General features: G+C 38.9%; 13 protein-coding genes. 7 read left to right on the forward strand and 6 right to left on the reverse strand.

Features of this window, described 5'->3' with window-relative positions:
- Positions 1-304: 304 nt before the first annotated feature.
- Entirely contained in the window at positions 305-1,642 is a 1,338-nt protein-coding gene (locus ABD985_RS07300) for a DUF349 domain-containing protein (protein ID WP_345370491.1), read from the forward strand.
- A gap of 51 nt (positions 1,643-1,693) precedes the next feature.
- Here the strand turns inward: ABD985_RS07300 and ABD985_RS07305 are convergent, their stop codons facing one another.
- Both ABD985_RS07305 and hslV read right to left on the reverse strand, forming a co-directional pair.
- Positions 1,694-2,593, reverse strand: a complete 900-nt coding sequence (locus ABD985_RS07305; protein WP_345370493.1) for a 1-aminocyclopropane-1-carboxylate deaminase/D-cysteine desulfhydrase — start codon at positions 2,591-2,593, stop codon at positions 1,694-1,696.
- Positions 2,593-3,129 carry an ATP-dependent protease subunit HslV gene (hslV, locus tag ABD985_RS07310; protein WP_345370495.1) on the reverse strand — a complete coding sequence of 179 codons (537 nt, stop codon included), beginning with the start codon at positions 3,127-3,129 and terminating at the stop codon, positions 2,593-2,595. Before hslV ends, ABD985_RS07305 begins: the two co-directional genes overlap by 1 nt.
- Before the next feature lie 265 nt (positions 3,130-3,394).
- Between hslV and ABD985_RS07315 the strand changes: the two genes are divergently transcribed.
- Positions 3,395-5,944 (forward strand): M1 family aminopeptidase, encoded by a 2,550-nt coding sequence (locus ABD985_RS07315; protein ID WP_345370496.1) that lies wholly within the window; start codon positions 3,395-3,397, stop codon positions 5,942-5,944.
- A 208-nt stretch (positions 5,945-6,152) separates the two neighbouring features.
- Here the strand turns inward: ABD985_RS07315 and ABD985_RS07320 are convergent, their stop codons facing one another.
- Both ABD985_RS07320 and ABD985_RS07325 read right to left on the reverse strand, forming a co-directional pair.
- Positions 6,153-10,808 carry an MG2 domain-containing protein gene (locus tag ABD985_RS07320; RefSeq protein ID WP_345370497.1) on the reverse strand — a complete coding sequence of 1,552 codons (4,656 nt, stop codon included), beginning with the start codon at positions 10,806-10,808 and terminating at the stop codon, positions 6,153-6,155.
- A 10-nt stretch (positions 10,809-10,818) separates the two neighbouring features.
- Positions 10,819-13,632 carry a carboxypeptidase-like regulatory domain-containing protein gene (locus ABD985_RS07325; RefSeq protein WP_345370499.1) on the reverse strand — a complete coding sequence of 938 codons (2,814 nt, stop codon included), beginning with the start codon at positions 13,630-13,632 and terminating at the stop codon, positions 10,819-10,821.
- Positions 13,633-13,882: 250 nt separating this feature from the next.
- Here ABD985_RS07325 and ABD985_RS07330 point away from each other — a divergent pair, with 250 nt between their 5' ends.
- A complete protein-coding gene (locus ABD985_RS07330; RefSeq protein ID WP_345370501.1) occupies positions 13,883-14,647 on the forward strand; it encodes an iron-sulfur cluster repair di-iron protein in 765 nt (254 codons plus the stop codon).
- Positions 14,648-14,705: 58 nt separating this feature from the next.
- Here ABD985_RS07330 and mnmC2 read toward each other — a convergent pair whose 3' ends face one another.
- Together mnmC2 and ABD985_RS07340 are read right to left on the reverse strand one after the other, a co-directional pair.
- Positions 14,706-15,395, reverse strand: a complete 690-nt coding sequence (gene mnmC2 / locus ABD985_RS07335) for a tRNA (5-methylaminomethyl-2-thiouridine)(34)-methyltransferase MnmC2 (RefSeq protein WP_345370503.1) — start codon at positions 15,393-15,395, stop codon at positions 14,706-14,708.
- 126 nt (positions 15,396-15,521) lie between these two features.
- Positions 15,522-18,728 (reverse strand): S41 family peptidase, encoded by a 3,207-nt coding sequence (locus tag ABD985_RS07340; protein ID WP_345370505.1) that lies wholly within the window; start codon positions 18,726-18,728, stop codon positions 15,522-15,524.
- Between the two features lie 277 nt (positions 18,729-19,005).
- On the opposite strand from ABD985_RS07340, the gene ABD985_RS07345 reads away from it, so the two are divergent.
- Genes ABD985_RS07345 through ABD985_RS07360 form a run of 4 tightly spaced genes read left to right on the forward strand, consistent with a single transcriptional unit; the run spans position 19,006 to position 23,431 of the window.
- Positions 19,006-20,286, forward strand: a complete 1,281-nt coding sequence (locus ABD985_RS07345) for a nucleotide sugar dehydrogenase (RefSeq protein WP_345370507.1) — start codon at positions 19,006-19,008, stop codon at positions 20,284-20,286.
- Positions 20,287-20,324: 38 nt separating this feature from the next.
- Positions 20,325-21,320 carry an SDR family oxidoreductase gene (locus ABD985_RS07350; protein WP_345370508.1) on the forward strand — a complete coding sequence of 332 codons (996 nt, stop codon included), beginning with the start codon at positions 20,325-20,327 and terminating at the stop codon, positions 21,318-21,320.
- A gap of 7 nt (positions 21,321-21,327) precedes the next feature.
- Positions 21,328-22,650 carry an O-antigen translocase gene (locus ABD985_RS07355; RefSeq protein ID WP_345370510.1) on the forward strand — a complete coding sequence of 441 codons (1,323 nt, stop codon included), beginning with the start codon at positions 21,328-21,330 and terminating at the stop codon, positions 22,648-22,650.
- Positions 22,634-23,431, forward strand: a complete 798-nt coding sequence (locus ABD985_RS07360) for an SDR family oxidoreductase (RefSeq protein ID WP_345370511.1) — start codon at positions 22,634-22,636, stop codon at positions 23,429-23,431. The genes ABD985_RS07355 and ABD985_RS07360 overlap by 17 nt, the downstream gene beginning before the upstream one ends.
- Positions 23,432-23,443 lie beyond the last annotated feature (12 nt).

Genomic DNA, 23,443 nt, shown 5'->3' on the forward strand with positions numbered 1-23,443 from the left:
CTGACGTGAACCAAGAAAGACACATATGATGTTTCCTTTTCAAAGGGGAATTATAATTTTTCCGGTGTTATTTTTTAAGAACTTCTCTAAATCAATGTTAATTCGTTTATGATGATGGAATAAACAACTAGCTATTAGTGTTCTTAATATAATTTTAAGTTCTCCAGTGAAAATTGTGGATTATTACTTTTGAATTTCGCAACCAAGACTTGAAACGTTTATTTTATAAGGTTTCTAACCTTACAAAATACTTTAAATACATATCGATTAAACAATTAACTATTAACCAAACAGGCAATAAGTAATGTCAACTACCCCAATTAAAGAGTACAAAGACATCACCGAGTACGGCTATATTCAAGACGACAAAGTATACCTAAAAGGCTACTATCACTTCAAAGATCGTGAAATAGGTGTGGTGCGTGACAGTGACGAAGAGTCTCTTCAGTATTTCGTCAATCGCTTTGACATGGTGACCAAAAAGGTCATGGAAGTGAAAGAGGCGGTGGCAAAGTCTGAGAACAAAGGTTCTTACTTGATGAAGCTGATTCACATGCGAACCTACTTGGCCCAATACAATGGCTTAGGTGATTTTACTGTGCTCTACGACGAAATCAATACACTTGAGGACGAGATCAACGAGTATATTGAAAAGAACAGAGAGAAAAACTACAACATCAAGAAGGCTCTTTTGAAAGAAGCTGAAGATTGGAGTAGTAGCTCTGATTGGAAAACTGCTTCCAATAAGTTCAAAGAGTTGAAGATGAACTGGATTAAAACCGGTAGTGCTCACAAGGAAATAGAACCGACACTCTCTGAGCGTTTTAACAAAGCACTTGAGCGTTTCTATGATCGCAGAACATTCTTCTATCAGGAGCAAGCCAAAATCATTAAGCACAGGGTTAACCAGTACACTCGTCTTATCAACCAGTTACGCAGAATCAACCGCCTGGGTGGTGGCAGTGACTTCGTACAGGAGGTAAAAGACATTCAAAAAGAATGGAGAGAAGTGGGTAAGATCGCCAAGAAGAAGTTTATGCAATTGCAAAATGACTTCAAGCGAGAAACTACTAAATTCTTTAATGACCTGAAACGTGGCAGCAGCAGCTCTTACGGTGCCCGTGACGATCGCTTTGGAGGAGGTGAAAGATCTTCGTTCACTAGAAGAAAAACTGGTGTTGAAGCGAAAAAGGAAATCTTGGAAACCGCAGAGGTATACCTTAAAAATGGTGCTCCTTTCAATATCTCTAACATTAAATCATTACAAAACTCCTGGAAATCTTTGGGTAAGCAACCATCTCAAGAAGATAAAGAGCTTAACCTGAAATTCCGTATTATTTGTAATGAGATCTTCGAAAGTCACTTCCTGGAAAGAACAGCCAAGAACTTGCACCCAGACCTATATAGTAAGTCAGACTTCGAGCAACTTAAGATCAAACTGGACCTGTTGAGAGATTCTCTTCGCCAGGATGAGCAAGAGTTGGATGAGTTCAACTATAAGTATGGTCCTGCTTTGGCGGCAAGTGGAGGAAAAAATCCAGAAGACTTCGCATTGTATCAGGAGAGAAACAACTTTATCAACAAGATGAAGACGAAACAAAGAATTCTTAAGAAGTTGGAAGATAAACTTCTGGCAATCTAAGTATCCTTTGCAATCATAATATCAAAACGGATAAGCCCTCTTAACAAGGGATTATCCGTTTTTTATTTGTAGCCCTCCTGTATGCACAACCACAATCTGGCTCCCTTCTGGAAAGTATCCCTTCTGTATTAAGTCATAGACGCCATACATCATTTTTCCTGTATAGATAAACTCCAACGGAATCTGGTTTCTTTCTTCAAAAGCTTCCATGAAAGCTAGAAGCTCAGGCTTTTTCTTTGCATATCCTCCAAAGTGGTAGTCGCAATTTAATGTCCACTGAGAAGAAGGTACATCCACAGAAGCCTCTTCCAATAACTTATGAATATCATCATACAAAAATTCTCCTCCTTTTAAGGCAGGAAAACCTATTGCTTGCTGTCCATCCTTTAAGCCCGAGAGTATCCCTGCCAATGTACCTCCGGTTCCACAAGCACAACAGATATAATCAAACGTTAACGGTTCAGCCTCTATTTCTTTTACAATCTCCTGACAGCCCGGTAAAGCAAACACATTACTTCCTCCCATGGGAACGGTGTAAAAATCGCCCCATTCCTCCTTCAATGACTGTAACACTTCTGGACTTTCATGGGTCCTGAAAGTGGTTCTATCCATATAAACCAACTTCATTCCTGCTTCCTTCGCAAAAGAAAGCGTCGGATTTAAAGGAAGGTGCTCCTCTCCTCGAATCACACCTATCGTCTCAAAATCCATCCAGAGCCCTGCCGCCGCTACCGCATAAATGTGATTGGAATAAGCTCCTCCAAAGGTCAATAAGGTCTTATGTCCTTCCTTTTTTGCTTGTTGCAGATTATACTTCAGTTTTCTCCACTTATTTCCAGAAATTGCGGGATGCGTCAAATCATCTCGCTTTATAAAAAGACGAATCCCGTAATCAGTAATTACGGGATCCTTAATCTCCTCTAAAGGAGTATTTTCAATAGGTTGCTTCACTATTCCAATACTTCTAAAACCAAGTTGTGGTTGGTGTAAATACAAATGTCTGCGGCAATATTCAAACCTTCTCTTACGATCTCTTCTGCCGAAAGGTGAGGTGCATGCTTCATCATGGATAAGGCTGCTGCTTGCGCATACATACTTCCAGAACCAATAGAAGCAATCTGATGATCTGGTTCTATCACATCTCCTGTACCAGAAATAATCAATACCTCCTCTTTGTTGGCTACGATCATCATGGCCTCTAGTTTACGAAGGTAACGATCAGTCCTCCAGTCTTTCGCCAGCTCAATGGCTGCCCTTTTCATATTACTACTGAATGCTGCCAGTTTCTCTTCAAAACGCTCCATCAACGTAAACGCATCGGCTGTAGACCCCGCAAATCCAATTGCGATATTGTTATTCAATCTACGCACCTTACGAACATTACTTTTGGCTACTGTATTTCCAAAAGTGGCTTGCCCGTCGGCTCCTATGGCCACTTTTCCATCTTTTACAACCGCAAGGACGGTTGTGGATCTAAATTTCGTCATTGGATTCTATAATTAAGGTAATATTGATCTGTTATCGGGTACTTGGTATACCATATTCTAAAGCATGTTAGTACTTGTATTCTCTATATCAAGATATAATCCTTTTTAAGGTTTTAGGACAAATTGTCAGCTTATTCCACTTTCCATTCACTTTTGCTGACGAAATGTAAGCGGATATCAAATATATATTAATCTTTAGCTACATTTAGGTCAAATAATTTGTACTAAAAAATATACATATAAATACCTGATAACTAAATAAAGAATGAACTATAGAATCATTTTTACACTATTTTCGGTTCTATTGGCTTTTACTGCTTGTAAAACCAAACAACCTTCCGCTCCCTTGGCTTCTCAGGTCGTTATCCCAACAGACACCGTATATCTCTCCAAGCCTGATAGCTTTGGGCAACCGCTATGGGTCAGACCAAAGGGAGAATACCATTCAGAAGATCACAAGCATTTCAAGCTGGATAACACCCGCTTGTTTGTTAGCTTTGACTGGAAGAAGCAATACCTATATGGACGCGCTTACCTTAACATGCAACCTTATTTTTACCCTCAAAATAAGGTTACACTAGATGCCAAAGGGTTTGATATTCACGAAACCTCCCTTACTGTAAATGGAAAGAACATCCCCATTGACCGTATGGAATACGACAGCCTGAAGCTTACTTTGTATTTTCAGGAAGTACAGCCAGAAGATGAACTGGAGGTTTATATAAAATACACGGCGAAGCCCAATGAACTTACCGTTAAAGGAAGTAGTGCTATTGTCTCGGACAAAGGCTTATATTTTATCAATCCAACCGGAAAAGAACCAAACAAGCCCCAACAAATATGGACACAAGGTGAGACAGAGGCCAGCTCTTGTTGGTTCCCTACATTTGACAGTCCTAACGTAAAAACTAAACAAGAGCTCTACATCACCGTAGAAGACCGATTCAAAACACTTTCCAATGGTAAGCTAATCTCTCAGGTACGTAATGCAGATGGCTCCCGTACGGACTACTGGAAACAAGATTTACCCCATGCTCCTTACCTATTTGCCATGGCTATTGGTGAGTTTGCCGTCATCGAAGAAGAGTGGAATGGAAAGAAAGTAGGCTACATGGTTGAACCGGAGTACGCTCCCTATGCCAAAGACATCTTTGGACATACTCCTGAAATGATGACCTTCTTCTCTGAACGATTCAACTATCCTTACCCTTGGGATAAATATTATCAAGTCGTAGTTAGAGACTTTGTTTCTGGTGCTATGGAAAATACGACAGCTTCCATCTTTATGGAAAATCTGCAAGTAGATGATCGTTACCTTTTAGACCAAAACTGGGACTTTATTATTGCCCATGAATTGATTCATCATTGGTTTGGAGATTTGGTTACCTGCGAGTCATGGAGTAACCTTCCACTTAACGAATCTTTTGCGAACTATGGAGAGTACCTATGGTCAGAATATAAGTACGGAATAGACGAAGCAGAAGTACTTAAAGAGAAAGAATGGCAAACCTACTTGTATGAGGCACAAACCAAACGGGAACCTCTTATTCGCTATCACTATACCGATCGGGAAGATATGTTCGATTCCCACTCTTATTCCAAGGGCGGAGTAATCCTGCATAACCTAAGAAAAACCATTGGTGACAAAGCATTCTTTGAAGGAGTAAACCTTTACCTGAAAACCAATGAGTATAAAGATGTAGAAGTTGATCACTTGCGATTGGCTTTGGAGGAAGTCACCGGACAAGATCTTCATTGGTACTTTGACCAATGGTTTATGCACAGAGGACATCCTGAGTTAAAAGTCAGTCATTCCAATGGAACACTTACAGTCAAGCAAACACAAAACCCTGCCTATACACCTATCTATCGTTTACCGGTAAAGGTTGCAATCTGGAAGAATGGAAAAAAGCAGGTGAAAGAACTAGTAATTGACAAGGCGGTACAACACTTCCCTAACCTTTATACGGATAAACCGGATGTTCTTATTTTTGATAGTGATAAAATTCTTCCTGCTGTTATCGATTATAGTAAAAGTACTGAAGAGCTTATTCAACAAGTTAAGTATGCCGAAAATGTACTACACCGCATAAAAGGATTGGAAGATCTAACAGAAGAACTAGGAAAAGATAGTGAAGTGGACTCTGTATTTTACCAATCCCTATCAGACGACTCATGGAAAATTAGAGAGGTTGCTTTAGAGTTATTGGAAGATTACCAAGGGAGTATGCAAGCAGTAATCACCCAAAAAGTTACTTCTTTGGTAACGGACGACCCTAAGTCTTTGGTCAGAGCTACCGCAATCAATACCCTGACCACTCTTAACGCCAATATGCTTCCTGTAGCAAAACAAGCCCTTAATGACTCCTCTTATACGGTGAGTGCTGTTGCTTTGCAAGCTTACCTGAGTATGGGGGGACCTGACTCTGAGAAGATTTGCGCACAATATGAGGATGTCAAAGACCTCAATATGGTTGTCGTTTTAGGAAACTACTATAGTTATTTTCAGGTACCCGGTAAGATTGACTGGTATGAAAAGCACCTGAACAGACTGAGTGGTTATGAGCGTAGTTATGTCTTCAACCTTTATGGCAGTTATGCCATGAATCAACCAGAAGATATACAAGACCAAGCCATCGCTTACCTCTTGAACTATGCCGAAAACAGCATCGATTACAAAACTCGTAATTCCGCTTATCAAGCGATCGTTACAATAGGAGCGGAAGATGCTCGTATGAAAAAGGTAAAAGAAGCTGCCAAAAAGGAACAGCACCCTAATGTGGTAAGCACCTTGCAAGCGATTGGCCTCCTTTAGATAAGGATATACCGTTTTAAACAACAAGCCAACCTGATTCCATCATGGAAAAGGTTGGCTTATTTTTTTGATGCTATTTAATCGTGGACTAAAGATAGTTTACTGCTATTTAGCTCTAAGAGCGTTTCGCCTTGCTCGTACCTCGCAGGCTATACTGAACTCTTAGAGCAGATACCTTTTTATATAAGGAAACTTAGCAATTAGTCCACTAGTTCTCTGGTAAAACGGTTTCAGCAGAACGAATTGTTATCCTTTGTCCCGCTTCCCAATCTTTCGCTTCATTGGTATAATATAAATAAGCTGTACTTGCCGGAGCCCCATATTGCCCTCCTACCTCTGCTCTCAAATCCAAGTGTATTTCCTTAACCTCTTCCGGTCCCATTGAGGTGAAATATAGCACTACATAATTCTCGAATAGCTCTACAAAGTCTGCCTTCTGCTCCTCTTTAAGAGCTTTCAGTTGCCATGGCTGTATCGACAATCCTGAAGGGATTCCAATCTTAGCTACCACCATAGGCAATCCCATACTTTGCTTATTTTTAATGGTAGCAGTAAGTCGACAGGTATTTCCTACTTGTGTTTCCTCTTGTAATAAACTTGTCGATAAATCTACCATGCAGTGCTCATCGCTTTGAGGAGTTTGGGTAGACCATTGTGTATCCAGAGTATACTGCATAGAGTCAATTCCCTGCAACTCAACTTTAACTTCCTGTTTACCTTTTGAAGAATAATACGCTTCTAATCCTTCAATGATTATATTTTTTTCTCTTTTAGTAGAAATTGATTGCTCCGCTACTTTTTTATTATTGACATAAACCAATAGGTGTCCTTCTCGATTACTTTGTACTGTTGTATACTGACTGTAGTTTACCAAAAATTCCAATGCAAGTATTGTTGACTGCGTTGCCCCATACCGTCCAAAAGATTTATTGCTGATGATGTAGTCTGCTGCTTTTGCAATTTGTGCCGCATTAACCCGTTCCTGCCTTAACATGGCTAACGCTCCCAAAGAAGCAATTTCAATTTGTAAACTTCTCCCTCCACTTTGTGTGATGGACACTCCTTTTAGCGCACCATAACCATCCTCTTTTACTAGCTTCAGGTACTCAGAAAGCATTTGATCCCCTTTTACTTTGTACTCTAACAAATAAGCCGCATTGGCCATCAATGCCATTCCGTAGGCATCTTTACTCTGAAGCGCTTCTTGATAGGCATAGTCAAATTCCCTCTGTATACCTTGCTCCCCAATTCTAGCCAATACATAAACAATATAAGCGTTGGTTCCTTTTTCCGTTGCTTGCCCGAAAGCATCATATTTTCCTTTACTCTGCTTAAAACCTCCTTTTCCATCGCGTCTATCCAACAACCATTTCTTGGTACGTTCAATTAATGCATCCTCTACCCCTTTATAGAACGGTTTCATTTCTGAAAACTCCAATAATCCATAAGCGGTCAGTGCCTCATGTGGAGGCAAATTTCCAAACCACTCAAATCCTCCCTTCTTGGTTTCATAGGCTTTCAATTTCTTATAGCCTTTCTTGATATACGCTAATGCCCTTCTTTTTACTTCTTTATTTTCATACCCTGTTTGTTCCATTAATTGTAGCGCCATCAAGTTCGGATAAGTAGAAGAAGAAACCTGCTCAAAACACCCATAAGGTTCCCTGATAATAGAAGCCACTCCATCCATTAGCTGCTCTGTCATGTTACCAGGAATAACTAAGCTAGCCTGAGTGGTATAGTTCACAGGATCTCTCAAGATAAAAGAAGTATTTGCCGATGTCATACCAGCATACGAAGCTTGCATCGAGAAACCTTTTGCTTTAACCTCTATTGGTTGGCTAACCTTATCTTGATACATATCTCCTCTAAAAGCTATTTCTAGCTGTCCTTTTTTAGGCCTTGTAGCGGTTGCCTTATACAATACTTTCTTGGTAGAATAAGGTGAAATTTTTTGTATCCTATTCGGGTGTTCAATGGATTCCAACGGACTATTAATTTCCAATATACCTGTTATGGTTTCAGCGGTATTATTTTTCAAGAAGATGGGAATATGTACGGTATCTTCCATCGTTAAATAAGCGGGTACTTTAGTTTCGATACCAAAAGAAAGTTGTGAAGAGAATGTATGCTCTTTTCTACCTACCAATCCTTTCGTACTCACGCCTTCTGCTGTTACACGAAAAGTGGTCACATCGTCTGAATTAAAAAACTTGACCATTGCCTTTCCATCTTCTCCGGTAATCAATGTAGGCAACCACAAAATGGTCTCCCGAAAGTCTGTCCGTTCTTTTACTTTCTCTTTTTTACTATACTTAGGCATATAAAATGCCCTGGTTTTACTAAGATCTCTACTTGGTTTAATGTAGGTCTGCACATATCTCGCTCCTTGCTTAAAAATCCGCCCACTTTCAATATATCCCTTGTGGGTATTAATCAGGATAACGCCTCCCTGGGCAGCACTTCCGTAAAGTGCCGTTGCCTCATTGCCTTTCATCACTGCTACCGTACCTATTTCTTCTGGAGACAAAGAATAGATTGCACCCTCTGCCACTGGTATACCATCCAATATATACAAGGGCTTATTGCCTACCCCTACCGTAGCATTCCCCCTAATCATTACCTGCGGCTGTCCTCCTCCTTCTGTGACCTGCACACCTGCTACTTTTCCTTGCAGTACATTTCCGATTTCTTGTGTTGTCAACCCTCTATCAAGCCCGTTGGAACGAATATTCACTACACTATACCCTAATGCCTTTTCCTCTGAGGCTACTCCAAAGGCGGTTACTACTACTTCATCCAACCGTTCTACCTCTTCTTCCATTTCTATAGGATCCATCCCTGCCCCCATAATATCCTCACTTATCTCAAAGTCTAAGTCTACTTCTTCTATGAGCTCTTCTGGAACTGGTAATATTTTAGCAATCTCTTCTTCAGAAGTAGTATAAATAGCTTTTTGTAGAATATTGTTCTTGGTCAATTTTATCGCAATATGATTCCTATTGACCATCTTAGGTACCTCCGCCAACAGATTAATACCTACCGAAGGATTTATTCCTACAAACACAAACCTTCCATTCTTATCCGTTTGTACCTTCAAGGTGCGACGATCCCTTTCCATTTCAAATAACTGCACGGTCGTTTTCAAAGGCTTATTACTTCTGGTATTGATCACCTGTCCGGCAATCACATTTTCTTTCTCTGGAGAATATTGGTAGGTTAAATCACTTTCGTTTAATTCTTCCCATGTAAACCTTCTCCAACCATGTGTCAACATCAAGTAATCCAATGCTTCTGCTGCTTTCTCTTCCTCAGGATCAAAATAAAAAGCCGGTTCTTCAATGCTTCCTTTTAAATCACTTCCCACTAACAGCCAGGATAAAATCGTATGTTGTTGATCATCCGCTACGGACAATATCTTATCATCAACCACTGCTACCGCAACATTCGCTGATACTGGCCTTCCTTTTTGATTCGTTGTTTTCAGCTCAAGCGTAATCTCCTCCCGAGGTCCGTATTGCTTTTTATTAGTCTTTAGTTCTATAGACAACCCCTCATGTCCCTGATTAAAGAATAAGCGCTCTGCCTGAGCAACCCCTTTTTCGTCAAACAATGTCAACTGCAATACTCCCATCGGAAGACCTTTTAAGGATATCTTCTTGCTTTCTTCCTCTTCTGTCCCTTTCCAGTATTTAGAATAGTAAACGGTTCCTCCATGTTGCACAATTGCATATCCACCTTGCTGCTCATTCGGAGTAGAGTATAGGAGATCGAGATACTCTTGATTTTGCTGAACGAAATGTATCCCAAAACCACTTTCCTTTACAGCTGGTAATGTATATTCCTTTTCAATTCCTTTTGGGTGTGTGATTCGAGCGCTATAGACTTCCCCTGCCTTTGCCTTATAATTAAGAGCTCCCATTCCTTGATGGAAACTCTCAAAGTCTAATAATTGATTCCCTTTAGCATCCAATAATACCCCTTTGATATCTGCCGGTTTACCAAATTCATTCAATGCCTTGAAAGCTATCCTGGAAGTCTTACCTGCAATCCACTCTCCTCCCTCTGGAAAAAATTGTAGGTCAATATCATTCAACACAATTGGAATGGCTCTGGAGATGGCTTCTACTGTTCCTTCAAATCCAATTTGTACATTCAATAAGCCATCATTGGTCATCAGATTTTCTGGAAGTTGAAATGCCATGTTTAGCATACCTTCTTCGTCTGTAATACCCGACCACTTTTCTTGTTTCTTCCCATTGAGACTATACAAAAAATCAACAGGCATATGTCTCAAAGGTTCATCATTCAGCATCCGTATAGAAATCTCTGCAGTCACCTCATCTCCAGGTCCATACGCCTCTCTTTGAAAATCCAGCTTCATCAGCAGACGAGGCTTCACTAATTTCATTACCTGCAACTCCTTCTCAAAAACATCCTGATTATCGAAATTTTGCATCCAATGGGTATAAGCTTTCACTCTATAATTACCTCCGACACTACTTTTCTCCAGGTCAAAACTTCCCTCAAATCCTCCTTCAAGGACTTGTAACGTTAGTTTTTGGACAGTATTTCCTTTCGGATCAATTAAGTCTATATAAGCAATATCACTAATTCCCGTAGGTGAAAGATCACTCCCATTACGCAAATACCCTTTGACCCATATCGTTTCTCCTGGCTTGTAAATGGGTTTATCTAATTGTAGGTATACCTTTTCTTGTGGTAACCTTTCATGGTAGAGTTTTAACTTTTGCTGAATGGTTCTCATCAATGGATTTTGAACTATAGGAAAAGCTCCCATCAAGACGAGTCCAAAAAATAATAGAGGGAAAAGACGTCCTTTATTTCTGAATAATTGTTGCATCCAAATAGGGTTATAGTGTTAGAGATAGTTTTAGTTTAAACGTTCGCATGGTAGGTACATTAAAATAATCCATACCTATACCATAGTGGTGACTCAATAATGTTGTCTGAGGATCAATTCCAGTATAAGGTGTCCAAAGTATAAGGTTTTCTGCTTGTAGAGATATACCCCATCGGTAGAAGAAATCACTTCCATCAAGTTGCTGGCCATATCCTACCGAAAGCGATTGCAAACGTAACCAGCTTCCATCCTCCACAACCTCCTCTGCAACCCCCTCAGCACCATAACGTACCCAACGGTTATGTTCTATACCCAAGGCAGGGGCTGCAAAATCCACTGCTTGTGTATTTATTTCTCCCTGTTCTGTGACTCCTCTATAAATATATCCTACTTCTTCACGAAGTTCCCCTGTCTCCTCAGACCTTCCTAGGTAATTGAGCATCTGCCGGGTTCCATTCCATACCTGTCCTCCTTTTTTAATATCCCATAACATTTCTATACGCCATCCTTCGTAAGAGAATGTGGTATTATACTTTAGCATCCAGTCTGGATTAGGATCTCCAATAATTCCTCTTTGCCTTTTTACCTTAGGATACCCTGTATCATCAATTATATGGTTTCCAAATCCATCCCTTTCGTATTCAGAACCCACCAATACCCCCAAAGGCTGTCCCTCTATCATATACTTCCCAATATTATCAAACCCTGCAATCTGTACTCTTCCCGAAGGGGAATATACTTCCAATACCTTATTCCTTACCCGTTCAAAAATCAAGGTACTTTCCCAACTATTCTCTCCCCACCCTAAATTCAATTGATAGTTGAGTTCTATATTTATCCCCCGATTACGGTATGTTCCCGTATTTGTCCAGGAATAGGTTGTCATATCCGACTGAACCGGTAATAATACATTACTATACTTACGATAAAACCAATCTGCATTAAGAAAAAAGTAGTGATTATTTATACCATTGGTGTAACTCAATGCTACACTTATATCATCCACTTGTTCAGGGGCTATCCCATTAGATATTATACTTTCCTGATAGGGGTAATAATTATTCAAATCACTACTGCTCAAACTCATAGCATTCATATACTGAGGATAATCCTTAAGGGATACCTCCTGATATGACCTGGCATAAGCAATACGTGTTCTAAGGCTTCTTTCATTATCTATCCATACATCTGTTAGATTAGTCAATATTTCTAAGGGATAGGTAAACCATGTAATCGAAGGGCTCCACCACAATACTTTCTGCTCTTGGAGCGTATTCGAATGATAAATATTGTTTCCTAGCTTTAAATAGGTTGCATGATAGTCTGTATGTCCGACTTTCCCTCTCCATAGCCATTGATGTGTTATTCGGCTTTTTAATAAAGGTCTTATCTCTTCACTGTAATCCTCCCTGTTATGTTGTGTCAGATAGTCCCTTGTGATCCAGTTTAACATATACTTGAACTCCGAATTCCACATACCATCTATCGTATGTTCCCATTGGGTCGTAAGATTACCCTGTTCAAATTTTCGTACCCTATCAGTGGACGTAGTAGGAGTATTTCCTATTTCCTCAAATTTTTGTCCTATGTATTCTGTCCAATAAGCCCCAGCAAGGCTCACATTCCACCAGTTATCATGATAGGCCACCTTACCTCCAAGCCAATGATTTCTGACTTGCTTTTTCGTATCTGTTCGTAACAACTGATAAGGATTTATACTCCAATTATCCGCATATGTCAAAGAAGGATTATAACTATGATCAAAAGTAGGAGGCGTTGTGATTGCATTAAAAAGGATTCTCTGATATAACCCACCTACATTGGGAAGCAACGACTCCTCTTGAGCAAACCGATAATCTATATTGTACCGCCAGGCATCTCTTTCTTTTCCTACGCCTACAGAAAAAGTATTCTGTTCCTCTTTATTTCCTTCCCATATCCCTCTAGCATCTTTCCTTGAATAGCGTGCATGATACCTTTGATTCCAATAAATACCTTCTATTCCTATGCGATGTACCTGACCAATACTTGGCTTAAATATTTCGTAAGGGTTGTATGTTTCTGCAGGAATACCAAATGTCCCCAACTGCAATTGTCCCTTGGGGTCATAAGTGTAATTACTATTGTCATACACCAACTCTTTTACCTTAGGTCCCCAGCTGAATTGTTCATTATCATGCCCTCCCCTCCAAGTTAAGTTTCCGTCTACAGGTCTTCCTTGTGCATATTCCTGTTGTAGTTTGGGTAGTTTTCCCACAAGACCTAACTGAAAAATACCCATATAGGATAATCGGGGAACAGAAACCTCCATTCGTTTTTCCTGATAGTACCTTCCTCTTCTATATTTCCATTCATACTCTCTGAGTGTATACTGATCAAATGGCTTCCCCCATAAATCGCTGGCCAGCTCATAGGTGGTAGCGTTGTGCTCCATGAGTCCTATTCCCTCCTTCACATCCATCAATGAATCCGAAATCATAATTTTTTGAGGAACAGAAGGCTTGTAATCAGGATTGATAACAATTGGTTTTTGCTGCTCCAAAGCATTTACAGATCGAGAGTTTTCTTCTGTTACCGTAAAGATTCTACTGCGGTACCCTATCATAACTACTCTAATGGTAGCTCCTAAAGGGACTTTCAGTTTATAATAGCCATCAAAATTAGCGACGGTACCATTGGTCGTACCCACCTCCGTTATATTGGCTCCGATCATTGGATCTCCTTGGGAGTCTAATAATGTTCCCTCTATAATTCTTTCCTGCGTATAAGCCAAGGTAAAGACATGAAGTAATAAGTATGTAGAAAGTAAAAGTCTATAGTTCATTAGAGATGTTGGGGGTTATTAAAAAAATATTCTACTCTCTTAAGTTACATTCCAAAGTAGAATGATTCAAAAATTAAGATTCAATTGTGTAATATTTGCTAATATTTTGATCTCTAGTTATTTTACTGAAATATCTTTTACGATAAAATAGAAGATTTTATTCCATCTATTTTTTCATATTCCTTTACCCCGTCAAGTATTTTATCACTGATTGCTAACGGGTATTACAGACTAAATTCAACTTGTTCCAATGGAACCATCCTATATACTACACACAAAACTCAAAGAACTAGTAGGCGTTCATTGTAACCTTGCTGCTCCCTTACACTTTCTGGGTATTCCCTTTTATCGATTTGCAGAGAATACGCTTCAAGAGATTTGTATCAAAAGAGGATTAGACCAAAAGAAGCTTTTACTTCATCTGCAAGAAAGTCAGAAGCAGACGGTTGTTCCTTCCTATCAATCATTAAGTAAATCTTCTGTTGATGTTGTTATCAATCATTTGAAGTCAACCCATATGTGGTTTATCCGCTATCGATTGCCTTTTATTTCTCAAATGATACAGGATATCGACAGTCAACTTTTCAATAGTCCAGAGATTGCTGAGGATATGAAAATTATCTTCCCTGAATTTATGGAAGAGTTTATTCATCATATCTATGAGGAGGAGGATACGTTATTTGAGTATATCAGAAAGCTGTACAAAGCTAAACAGGAAGGCTTTATGAATAGTACCGAGCTTTTCTACCTTATGAAAAGAAATTCTATTAAGGTCTATGCCCAACAGCACCAAGATGATGATGATGAGATGGCTGGGATTCGCTACCTCACTAATCATTATCAACTTCCAGCACATGCTTCTCCTTATATGAAGGTTATTTATTCTGAGCTGAAAAAATTTGAAGAAGAATTGATGCTTCACTCCTGTATAGAGAATGAAATTCTATTCCCTAAAGCCAAAGCATTGGAGAAAGCGGTAGTGTTGAAATTGACACAAGCCTCTAAACTGAATTAGGAGTTAGATATTGGGGATTAGGTATTAGTATTTTATACTATCACCTAATCCCTAACCCTTAACACCTACCAATTTTATGTCCTCTAGTCATTTCTCTCTTCCCAGGAGGGCCAGGCCATTTTTCCATAGTAAACCCTGCCGCCTTCAAATTTCTTCGGAACTGCCCTTGAGCACAATAAGTCACTAACAAGGCTCCTTCTTCAGCCATGTCGTAACATTTTTGGAATCGTTCAACTTCCCATAACTCTGGCTGTTTATTAGGTGCAAAAGCATCATAATAATATAGATTGAACGGATTATCCTCTTCTTCTAACTCGAATGTTTCTAATCCCTCATTTACCTTTTTAAGAGTGAAATTAGGAAGAATATCTACCGCCTCATTCCACGGTGCGTTATGGATTTGGTCAAAATATCCATGCAGCTCTTCTGGCAGCATACTCTTGTAATTCAATCCTTCCACAATCTCCTTCGACAAAGGAAAAGTTTCTAAGGAAGTATAGTGAATATGGTGATCAGGCATGGTCAATGCCTTCTGTATGGTCAATATGGCATTGAGTCCCGTTCCAAAACCAATCTCCAGAATACGGATAGCTTTGGTTTTCTCAGCAATATCTTCTAACCCTGATTTTAAAAAAACATGCAATGATTCTGTTACTGCTCCATGGGAAGAGTGATACGTTTCATTGAGTGACTCATTGTATAAAGTACTGGAGCCGTCACCTGTTTCTATAACCTTTATATTTTTCATGGATAATGTTCTGCTTATAGCGATAAGATGAATATCTACCTCATCTTTATAACAAAATTAGAAAAGGATTTTTAATCCATAAACAAAAAAGATCATCGACGAATCCGATGATCTTTTTGTTACCCTTTATTTTTTATTCACTTGTTTTAGTAATTCCTCTACTGCTCTTTTTAACTGAGCATCTTGTTTCTTCACATAAGCATCCGGAGCATTTTCTACGATAATATCAGGAACTGCTCCATTGAGTTCCTGATTTAACTGCGTTTGCTTGGCATACCAGGCACGGAAAGGCATTCTCAAAAGTGCTCCATCGATCATACGATGACCACCTGTAGAAATTACTGCTCCAAACGTTGGCTTTCCTACTAACAATCCTCTATTGAGTCCTTTGAATGCATGAGAGAATATTTCTGCATTGGAGTAACTGCTCTCATTACACAAGGCGATGGCAGGGCTTGTCCAGGCTGAAAGTGGAAGGCGCTCTCCATAAGGATAGTTAGAAGCGAAATCCTGATGATTTTTAAGACTATTGGTTGCTCCTCTCGGAATCGTATAGGCATGCTGCTTCACATTCAAGACGGCCATCAGGTAATCAGTCGTCCAACCACCTCCATTGTAGCGAACATCGATAACAATCCCTTCTTTTCCTTGTCCGGCGGCTGTCAGTTCTCTTTCGAAACGCTCAAAACTCGTCCAGTTCATCCCTTCTATATGAAGGTATCCTAAACGCCCTTCAGAGTATTCCTCTACCAATCGACGTTTTTCCTTTACCCATTCTTCGTATAGTTTCTCTCCGATATAGGAAACAGGACGAATCACCACTTCCTTGGTTTTACCATTTACCCCTTGAATCGTCAACAATACCTTTTCAGCACTTTGATTGGCTAAGGTCTGGTAGAAGTTAGCTTTAGGATCTATTGTATGACCATTAACTGCTGTAATCACATCCCCAACCTCCAACTTACTTTTCTGACGAAACGCTGGAGTACCTTCCACTACATGCGTTACCTCTACGCCTCTTTTATGGGGTTTCACTTCTATTCCCAATCGTCCCGTTCGCTCTCTTTGGGTTTGAGCCCTTTCCTCATTGCGATAAAGTCCCATATGACTGGCATTCAATTCTCCAAGCATCAAATTAAAAGCATATCTAAAATCTCTTGGGGTAGAAGCATTCAATACCAATGGTTGATACTTTTCTTTAAGGGCTTTCCAGTCTTTTCCATGAAACTCAGGGTCATAGAATCCCTCATTAATTGCACTCCACCCTTCTTCAAACATCTGCTTATGTTCTTCAGGGTAATCAATCAACATCTTCGCTTCATGCTTCAGTGACTCTTTTTTGGAAGACTTGATCGTCAGTTGCTGTAATTTTCCTGACTGTAGGAAAAATAAGCTCTTCCCATCTGTCGATAATTGTACATCTTTTATCCCTTTGCCCTTGGTAATACTTTTTGCCTCTTCACCGTCCCAGTTGATTTTATAAAGTTCTGTACTTTCACCAATAGGATTATTCTTCAAGAAATAAATTGTCTTTCCATCTTTGGAAAATAAAGGACTTCCTTCTTCTCCCGGATAAGCGGTCACCTGTACTAAGCGCTCGTGAATATCTTGCAGGTCAATCGTTATTGGTGCAACTGTCTCCTCTTCTTTTTCTTTTTTCTTGCTTTCGCTAGATGGTACCCAATCTTCCTCTTTCCACTCCTGTTGTGTTTTCTCCCAATCTTCCTTCTTTAACCACGCGAACCATATATCGTAATCTCCATTATTTCGTACAGACAAAAAGGCCAACTTTGAACCATCCGGACTCCAAACAGGGTTAACATCTCCTCTAGGGTGCATACTGACATTTGCCTTCTGTTCTTTGTTCTCTACAGACTGAATAAATACCTCTGAATTAAAGTTTAAATCAGGAATGGAGTAAGCCACCCATTTGCTATCAGGACTCCAGTTTACTCCATAAAATGAGGTCCAGCCATTGTCTACCATTACCTTTTCATTTTTTAGTTTTCCATTATCGGAAACCTCAGCCACCAGTAATGTTCCTTTTCCTCTTTGATAAAGGAGGTGCTTTCCATCTGGTGACATCTTTAAAGAATGTTCTTGTTCTTTGGTATCCGTCAATTGTACTAGTTCATGTTTTAAACTCTCAAAGATTCCTCCTATTTGCTTATCTGAAGAGCGAGATAAGTAAATGTCCTGATTACCGTTTCGGTCTGAAACAAAAAGAACTGTTGAGTCATTTACCCAAGTCATATCCTGATCTCTATAGGCACTATTGCTCAAGTTTACTGCACGAGAATCATCCTTATAGTTTCTTTTCACAAACACTTCTCCTCTAATCATAAAAGCGGATAAATCGCTGTTAGGAGCCAAAGCATACTCTTCTATATTGGCACGATAAGTTTTACGTACTACTTCATCAAATCGTTCATCTGTCTGTAATGGAATGAATACCTCCTTTTGCTCTCCTGTTTTCACATTCAAGGAATAGATCTCATCTCCTGCCGTATAAACTAATATCCCATTATCACTGATACCAAAGTGCCTTACTCCGAAATCTTCCTGAAAGGTTAACTGTTGGGCCGTTCCTTCTACAGTTCCATCTTCCTTTACTTTTTGCGTCCATACGTTATAGCGACCAGAGCGAGCACTCAAGAAGTATAGCATTCCATCTTTGCCCCACTTCGGTAAATAGTCCTGTCCCTCAAAGTCCGTAAACTGATGAAAAGTCTTTCGCTTACTATGATAAAGCCAAATATCCTTATTCGCCGAACCCTTATACGTTTCTCTTTCTACACGACAAGGTCCGGTTTCAAAAGCATACCAATCCGTATCCGGAGACTTTATTACATTATATCCTACTGCATCCAATAAACGAGTAGGTGTTCCTCCTGTAGCCTCTATGGCATAAGTACCTCTCTCCCATTCCACATAACCAAATAGTCGCTGTGCTCCAAATAGGATCTTATTATCAGTGGTCCATCCTGAAACTTCATCGTTAGAAGAATGATAAGTCAAACGCTCTGCTTTCCCTCCTGTAATCGGTATTCTAAAAATATCATCGTTCCCATATCGGCTTGCTGAAAATGCAATATGTTCCCCGTCTGGACTCCATATATTTTTCCCTTCATATCCTTCATGGACTGTCAATCGATAGGGGCGTCCTCCATCTATTTCTGAAACCCAAATATCTCCTTGATAAGAAAATGATAAATACTGTCCTGATGGACTAATATTAATGTAGCGAATCAAAGGTTTATTCTGAGCCAATAAAAAGAGAGGATTCAAAAACATCATCCCCAATAAAAAATATCTACTGATTGGTAGTCGCATAAATAAAATAATTGTTTTGGTCTAAAAATCTATATTAATGGTAATATATAGGTTATTAATACGAATATTATTATAAACCTTACCAATAGATTAACTTTCATAAGCTTATTTGGTTTTTCTGTACTTCTTCTAAAAATCAAGGAAGTTATTTTGATCTAATATGTTTGGATGTATTATTGTATCGTTATGAATAGAAGCAACAGCTCAAAATTTATACAAACAATTAAATAACGATTAACCTTTTCAGTGAATAAAATACCACTGTTCGATATATATCATGATTCATTCTACTATAAAAGATAAACGAATTGCCATTATTGGTTTAGGGTATGTTGGCCTTCCTTTAGCCGTCGAATTTTCAAAGTATCAATTGGATGTTACTGGTTTTGATATAAATAAAGAGCGGGTTAATGAATTATCTAGTGGTATTGATAAAACATTGGAAGTCAGTAAAGAGGAACTTGCTAATGCTTCTACCTTGCACTATACTTCTGATATTGACGCTCTAGAAAAAATTGATATTTATATCATCACAGTACCGACTCCCATCGATGAATATAAAACACCTGACCTTACTCCTCTGCGTAAAGCCAGTGAGATGGTGGGAAAAGCTCTTGGTAAAGGAGATATCGTGATTTATGAATCCACTGTATTTCCAGGATGCACGGAAGAAGTGTGTGTACCTGTTTTGGAAAAGTATAGTGGTTTAGTATTTAATAAAGATTTTTACTGCGGTTACTCTCCAGAGCGCATCAATCCAGGAGATCATGTTCACCGTGTACACAATATTAAAAAAGTAACTTCCGGAAGTACAGAGGAAGTTGCCGAACTCATTGATCAACTCTACGCCACCATTGTACAAGTGGGTACACACAAGGCCTCTTCTATTAAAGTAGCTGAAGCCGCAAAGGTGATTGAAAATGCTCAAAGGGATTTGAATATTGCCTTCGTGAACGAACTGTCCCTGATTTTTGATCGTATTGGAATTGATACAATCGAAGTATTAGAAGCCGCAGGGACCAAATGGAATTTTCTAGGTTTTCGACCAGGTCTTGTTGGTGGTCATTGTATTGGAGTTGACCCTTATTACCTTACCTATAAGGCTGAAAGTCTAGGATATCACCCTCAAGTCATTCTATCAGGACGAAGAATCAACGACAATATGGGGGTATTTATCGCCAATAAGGTTGTCAAGTTGATGATGAAAAAAGGTACTTTGAAAGAGGGTGCTAAAGTATTGGTTACAGGCATCACGTTCAAGGAAGACTGTCCTGATATCCGTAACTCAAGGGTTATTGATGTTATCCGTGAACTAGAAGGGTTTGGATTAAATGTAGAAGTATTTGATCCTTATGCTAACCCAGCAGAAGTAAAAGAAGAGTATGATATTGATTTATTGAAAGAGTTACCTATTAATAACCAATACGCTGCGATTGTTATGGCTGTCGCCCATCAGGCTTTTAATGAATTGAACTGGGATAAGTACGCTTCTGAGAATACTGTGATTTACGATGTAAAAGGCAAACTTGAACGTCATCTAGTTACAGACCGTTTATAAACATCTTTCACTAGGCATAGCATTGGATTCACATAATTATGGAACGAAAACTACATAACCGAAAAGTCTTAGTAACCGGAGGAGCGGGATTTATTGGAGCTAACTTAATAGAATCTCTGTTAGTACAGGATAATCATGTTACCTGTCTCGATAATTTTTCTACTGGAAAACGACACAATATCACCTCCTTCCTCGATCACCCTAACTTCACGCTAATTGAAGGGGATATCCGAGAGCCAAAAGACTGTGAGAAAGCTGTTCATGGTGTAGAGTTTGTATTTCATCAAGCGGCCTTAGGATCTGTACCCCGTTCCATTAACGACCCTAAAACAACGAATGATGTTAATATCACAGGATTTCTAAATATGTTAATTGCTAGTCGGAATGCTGGTGTCAAGCGTTTTATTTATGCTGCCAGCTCTTCCACTTATGGCGACCACCCTGGATTACCTAAGGTAGAAGATAAAATAGGACGTCCTTTATCTCCATATGCGGTTACCAAATACGTCAATGAATTATATGCCGATGTATTTTCCAAAACCTATGGCATAGAAACTATTGGTCTTCGATACTTCAATGTTTTTGGAAGAAAACAAGATCCTGAAAGTACTTATGCTGCTGTCATTCCAAAATTTATAGATCAACTCCTTAAGGGGCAACAACCTACTATCAATGGTAAAGGATTACATTCCAGAGATTTCACGTATATCGATAATGTAATACAAATGAATCAATTGGCAGCCCTTACAAACAATAAGGAAGCCATCAATACCGTATATAACGTTGCTTGTGGTGATAATCATAACCTCAACCAACTTCTGCAAACACTCATCAAATACCTAAGTGTTTATCAGCCTGCGGTAAATAACATTACTCCAATTCATGGACCTGAAAGAACTGGAGATATTCCTCACTCCCTTGCTGATATATCAAAAGCACAAACCTTATTGGGTTACCAACCTTCACACTCTTTTACAGAAGGCCTAAAAGAAACAGTCGATTGGTACTGGGAAACGTATGGATCACCTCAATAACTAATTGATGATTAAAGGCTTAATAAAAAAAATATTTCAAGAAAAAGGGTTTGCCTACGCTTCATATTGGTCACTCATTGCTACTGCTATCAGGGTATTGTCCCACTTAGTTATTAATAAAATATTAGCCATTTACATAGGTCCTTCCGGACTTGGTATTTTTGGGCAACTAAGAAGTTTTGTCATGATGACAGAACAACTTTCTTCCCTGGGTATTAATCAAGGAGTCACTAAATACTTGGCAAGTTATTCCTCTCCTGCACAAAGGATTCCTTTACTAAAAACGGCTTTATCCATTAGTATAATAGGAGGAATAATCATAGGGGCCTGTCTCATTCTTTTTTCAATCTCATTCTCCAAGCTGATTTTTAGTGACACCTCGTATGCTACTCTACTACGGACTTATGGAGTGACTGTCACCATTTACGGACTCAATATGATGTTTATTGCTATCCTATATGGATACCGGGGCATCAAGGAAAGTAGTATAGTGAATATTACAGGAAGCATTAGTTCACTATTACTCACTTCCATATTGACCGTTAGATGGGGCTTGATGGGAACACTGTATGCTACTATTAGCTTTCAAGTGGTCGTATGTGTTACTAGCTGGTTTTTATGTATTAAAATTCTCCCCTACCCTGAAAAAAATCTTTTAAAGACTCTATCATTTATCTTTAAAATAGCTTTCCATAAACAATATTTTTGGCAATTAGTAACTTACTCATTACTCTCAATAACTGTTATTACCTCCTCCTTTCATGAAATTATTTTAAGGCACATACTATCCGAAAAGCTATCAATGGAAGCTGCTGGTATATGGGAAGCTTTACTTCGACTTATACTTCCTTTTATGGTGCTCCTCCTAATGGTATTTCGCAGCTACTATCTTCCCGTAATAGCGGGAATTAATACTAGAAAAGGATTACTTAAAGAATGGAGCAAAACAACAAAGAATCTACTCATCATACTTGTTCCTTCATTTATAGGTATCTATTTACTAAGACACATTATTATAGACGTATTATTCTCTAAAGAATTTTATGCGGTAGAAATAATACTTCCTTGGTATTTAATAGGAGAGCTTTTTCGATTACTCAGTTGGCCTATCTCTTTTTTACTAATTGCCAAAGCTAAACTAACTTCTTATACCTTGATAGAATTATGTGGAAGTATCATTTATCTAACAGTCACATACTTTTATATAAACAGGTTTGATGTCAATGGTATAGGATATATACACCTTGGTACTTTATTCAGTAGCTTTATCGTTTATATCATTTACTTTTACTTTTTTCTACAATCACAGCAACATGAAACTATTGAATAAATTTGAAGATAAGGTGGTATGGATAACGGGTGCCTCTTCAGGCATTGGACAAGCCCTATGTATTCTACTTGCAGAGAAAAAAGTTAAGGGATTGATTATTTCTTCCAGGAGTAGAGAAAAGCTATTATATCTCAAGCAGTCACTGCCTCTAGCTCCCAATGACTGTTATATATCTCCTTTAGACCTAAATCAAGCTTCTTTTAGTACTGAGGTAAGAGAAGTTATTAATCATTTTGGAAATATTGATATACTTATCCATTGCGGAGGAATTAGTCAGCGTTCTTCTTTTTTAGAGACTACTGCTGAAACCTTTAATAAAATCATACAAACAAACTTTACAGGAACTGTAAATCTAACTCGAGAAGTTCTCCCGCACTTATTAAAACAGAAGTCTAATTCTGCTATTATCGTACTCAGCAGTGTACAAGGAAAGATTGGTATTCCCAACCGAACTGCTTATTCTGCCTCTAAGCATGCCATACAAGGCTTTTTTGAAAGTCTGCGTACTGAGTTGCATAAGGATGGTTTGAGGATTATGATCGTATCTCCGGGCTATGTGCAAACAGAACTATCAAAAAATGCACTGACTGGAAATGGTACTCCTAATAATCAGGTTGAAAATAAAGCAAGCATTTCTGCAAAGCAGTGTGCTCTAGCTATTATCAAGGGTTTTGAGCAAAACAAAAGAGAGGTCTTCCCTGCAGGAATAAAAGAATGTACCGCTTTATGGCTAAGAAAATTCTTTCCCTCCCTTCTCTTTAAAGCCACTCGTCTAAAATAAAAAAGGTGCCCC

The sequence above is a fragment of the Algivirga pacifica genome, from assembly GCF_039543525.1.
Classification (GTDB): Bacteria; Bacteroidota; Bacteroidia; order Cytophagales; family Flammeovirgaceae; genus Algivirga; species Algivirga pacifica.

Coding starts and splice junctions, on each gene's coding strand:
- ABD985_RS07300 (WP_345370491.1), top strand. CDS start 305: ATGTCAACTACCCCAATTAAAGAGTACAAAGACATCACCGAGTACGGC.
- hslV (WP_345370495.1), bottom strand. CDS start 3,129: ATGACGAAATTTAGATCCACAACCGTCCTTGCGGTTGTAAAAGATGGA.
- ABD985_RS07315 (WP_345370496.1), top strand. CDS start 3,395: ATGAACTATAGAATCATTTTTACACTATTTTCGGTTCTATTGGCTTTT.
- ABD985_RS07320 (WP_345370497.1), bottom strand. CDS start 10,808: ATGCAACAATTATTCAGAAATAAAGGACGTCTTTTCCCTCTATTATTT.
- ABD985_RS07325 (WP_345370499.1), bottom strand. CDS start 13,632: ATGAACTATAGACTTTTACTTTCTACATACTTATTACTTCATGTCTTT.
- ABD985_RS07330 (WP_345370501.1), top strand. CDS start 13,883: ATGGAACCATCCTATATACTACACACAAAACTCAAAGAACTAGTAGGC.
- mnmC2 (WP_345370503.1), bottom strand. CDS start 15,395: ATGAAAAATATAAAGGTTATAGAAACAGGTGACGGCTCCAGTACTTTA.
- ABD985_RS07340 (WP_345370505.1), bottom strand. CDS start 18,728: ATGCGACTACCAATCAGTAGATATTTTTTATTGGGGATGATGTTTTTG.
- ABD985_RS07345 (WP_345370507.1), top strand. CDS start 19,006: ATGATTCATTCTACTATAAAAGATAAACGAATTGCCATTATTGGTTTA.
- ABD985_RS07350 (WP_345370508.1), top strand. CDS start 20,325: ATGGAACGAAAACTACATAACCGAAAAGTCTTAGTAACCGGAGGAGCG.
- ABD985_RS07355 (WP_345370510.1), top strand. CDS start 21,328: ATGATTAAAGGCTTAATAAAAAAAATATTTCAAGAAAAAGGGTTTGCC.
- ABD985_RS07360 (WP_345370511.1), top strand. CDS start 22,634: ATGAAACTATTGAATAAATTTGAAGATAAGGTGGTATGGATAACGGGT.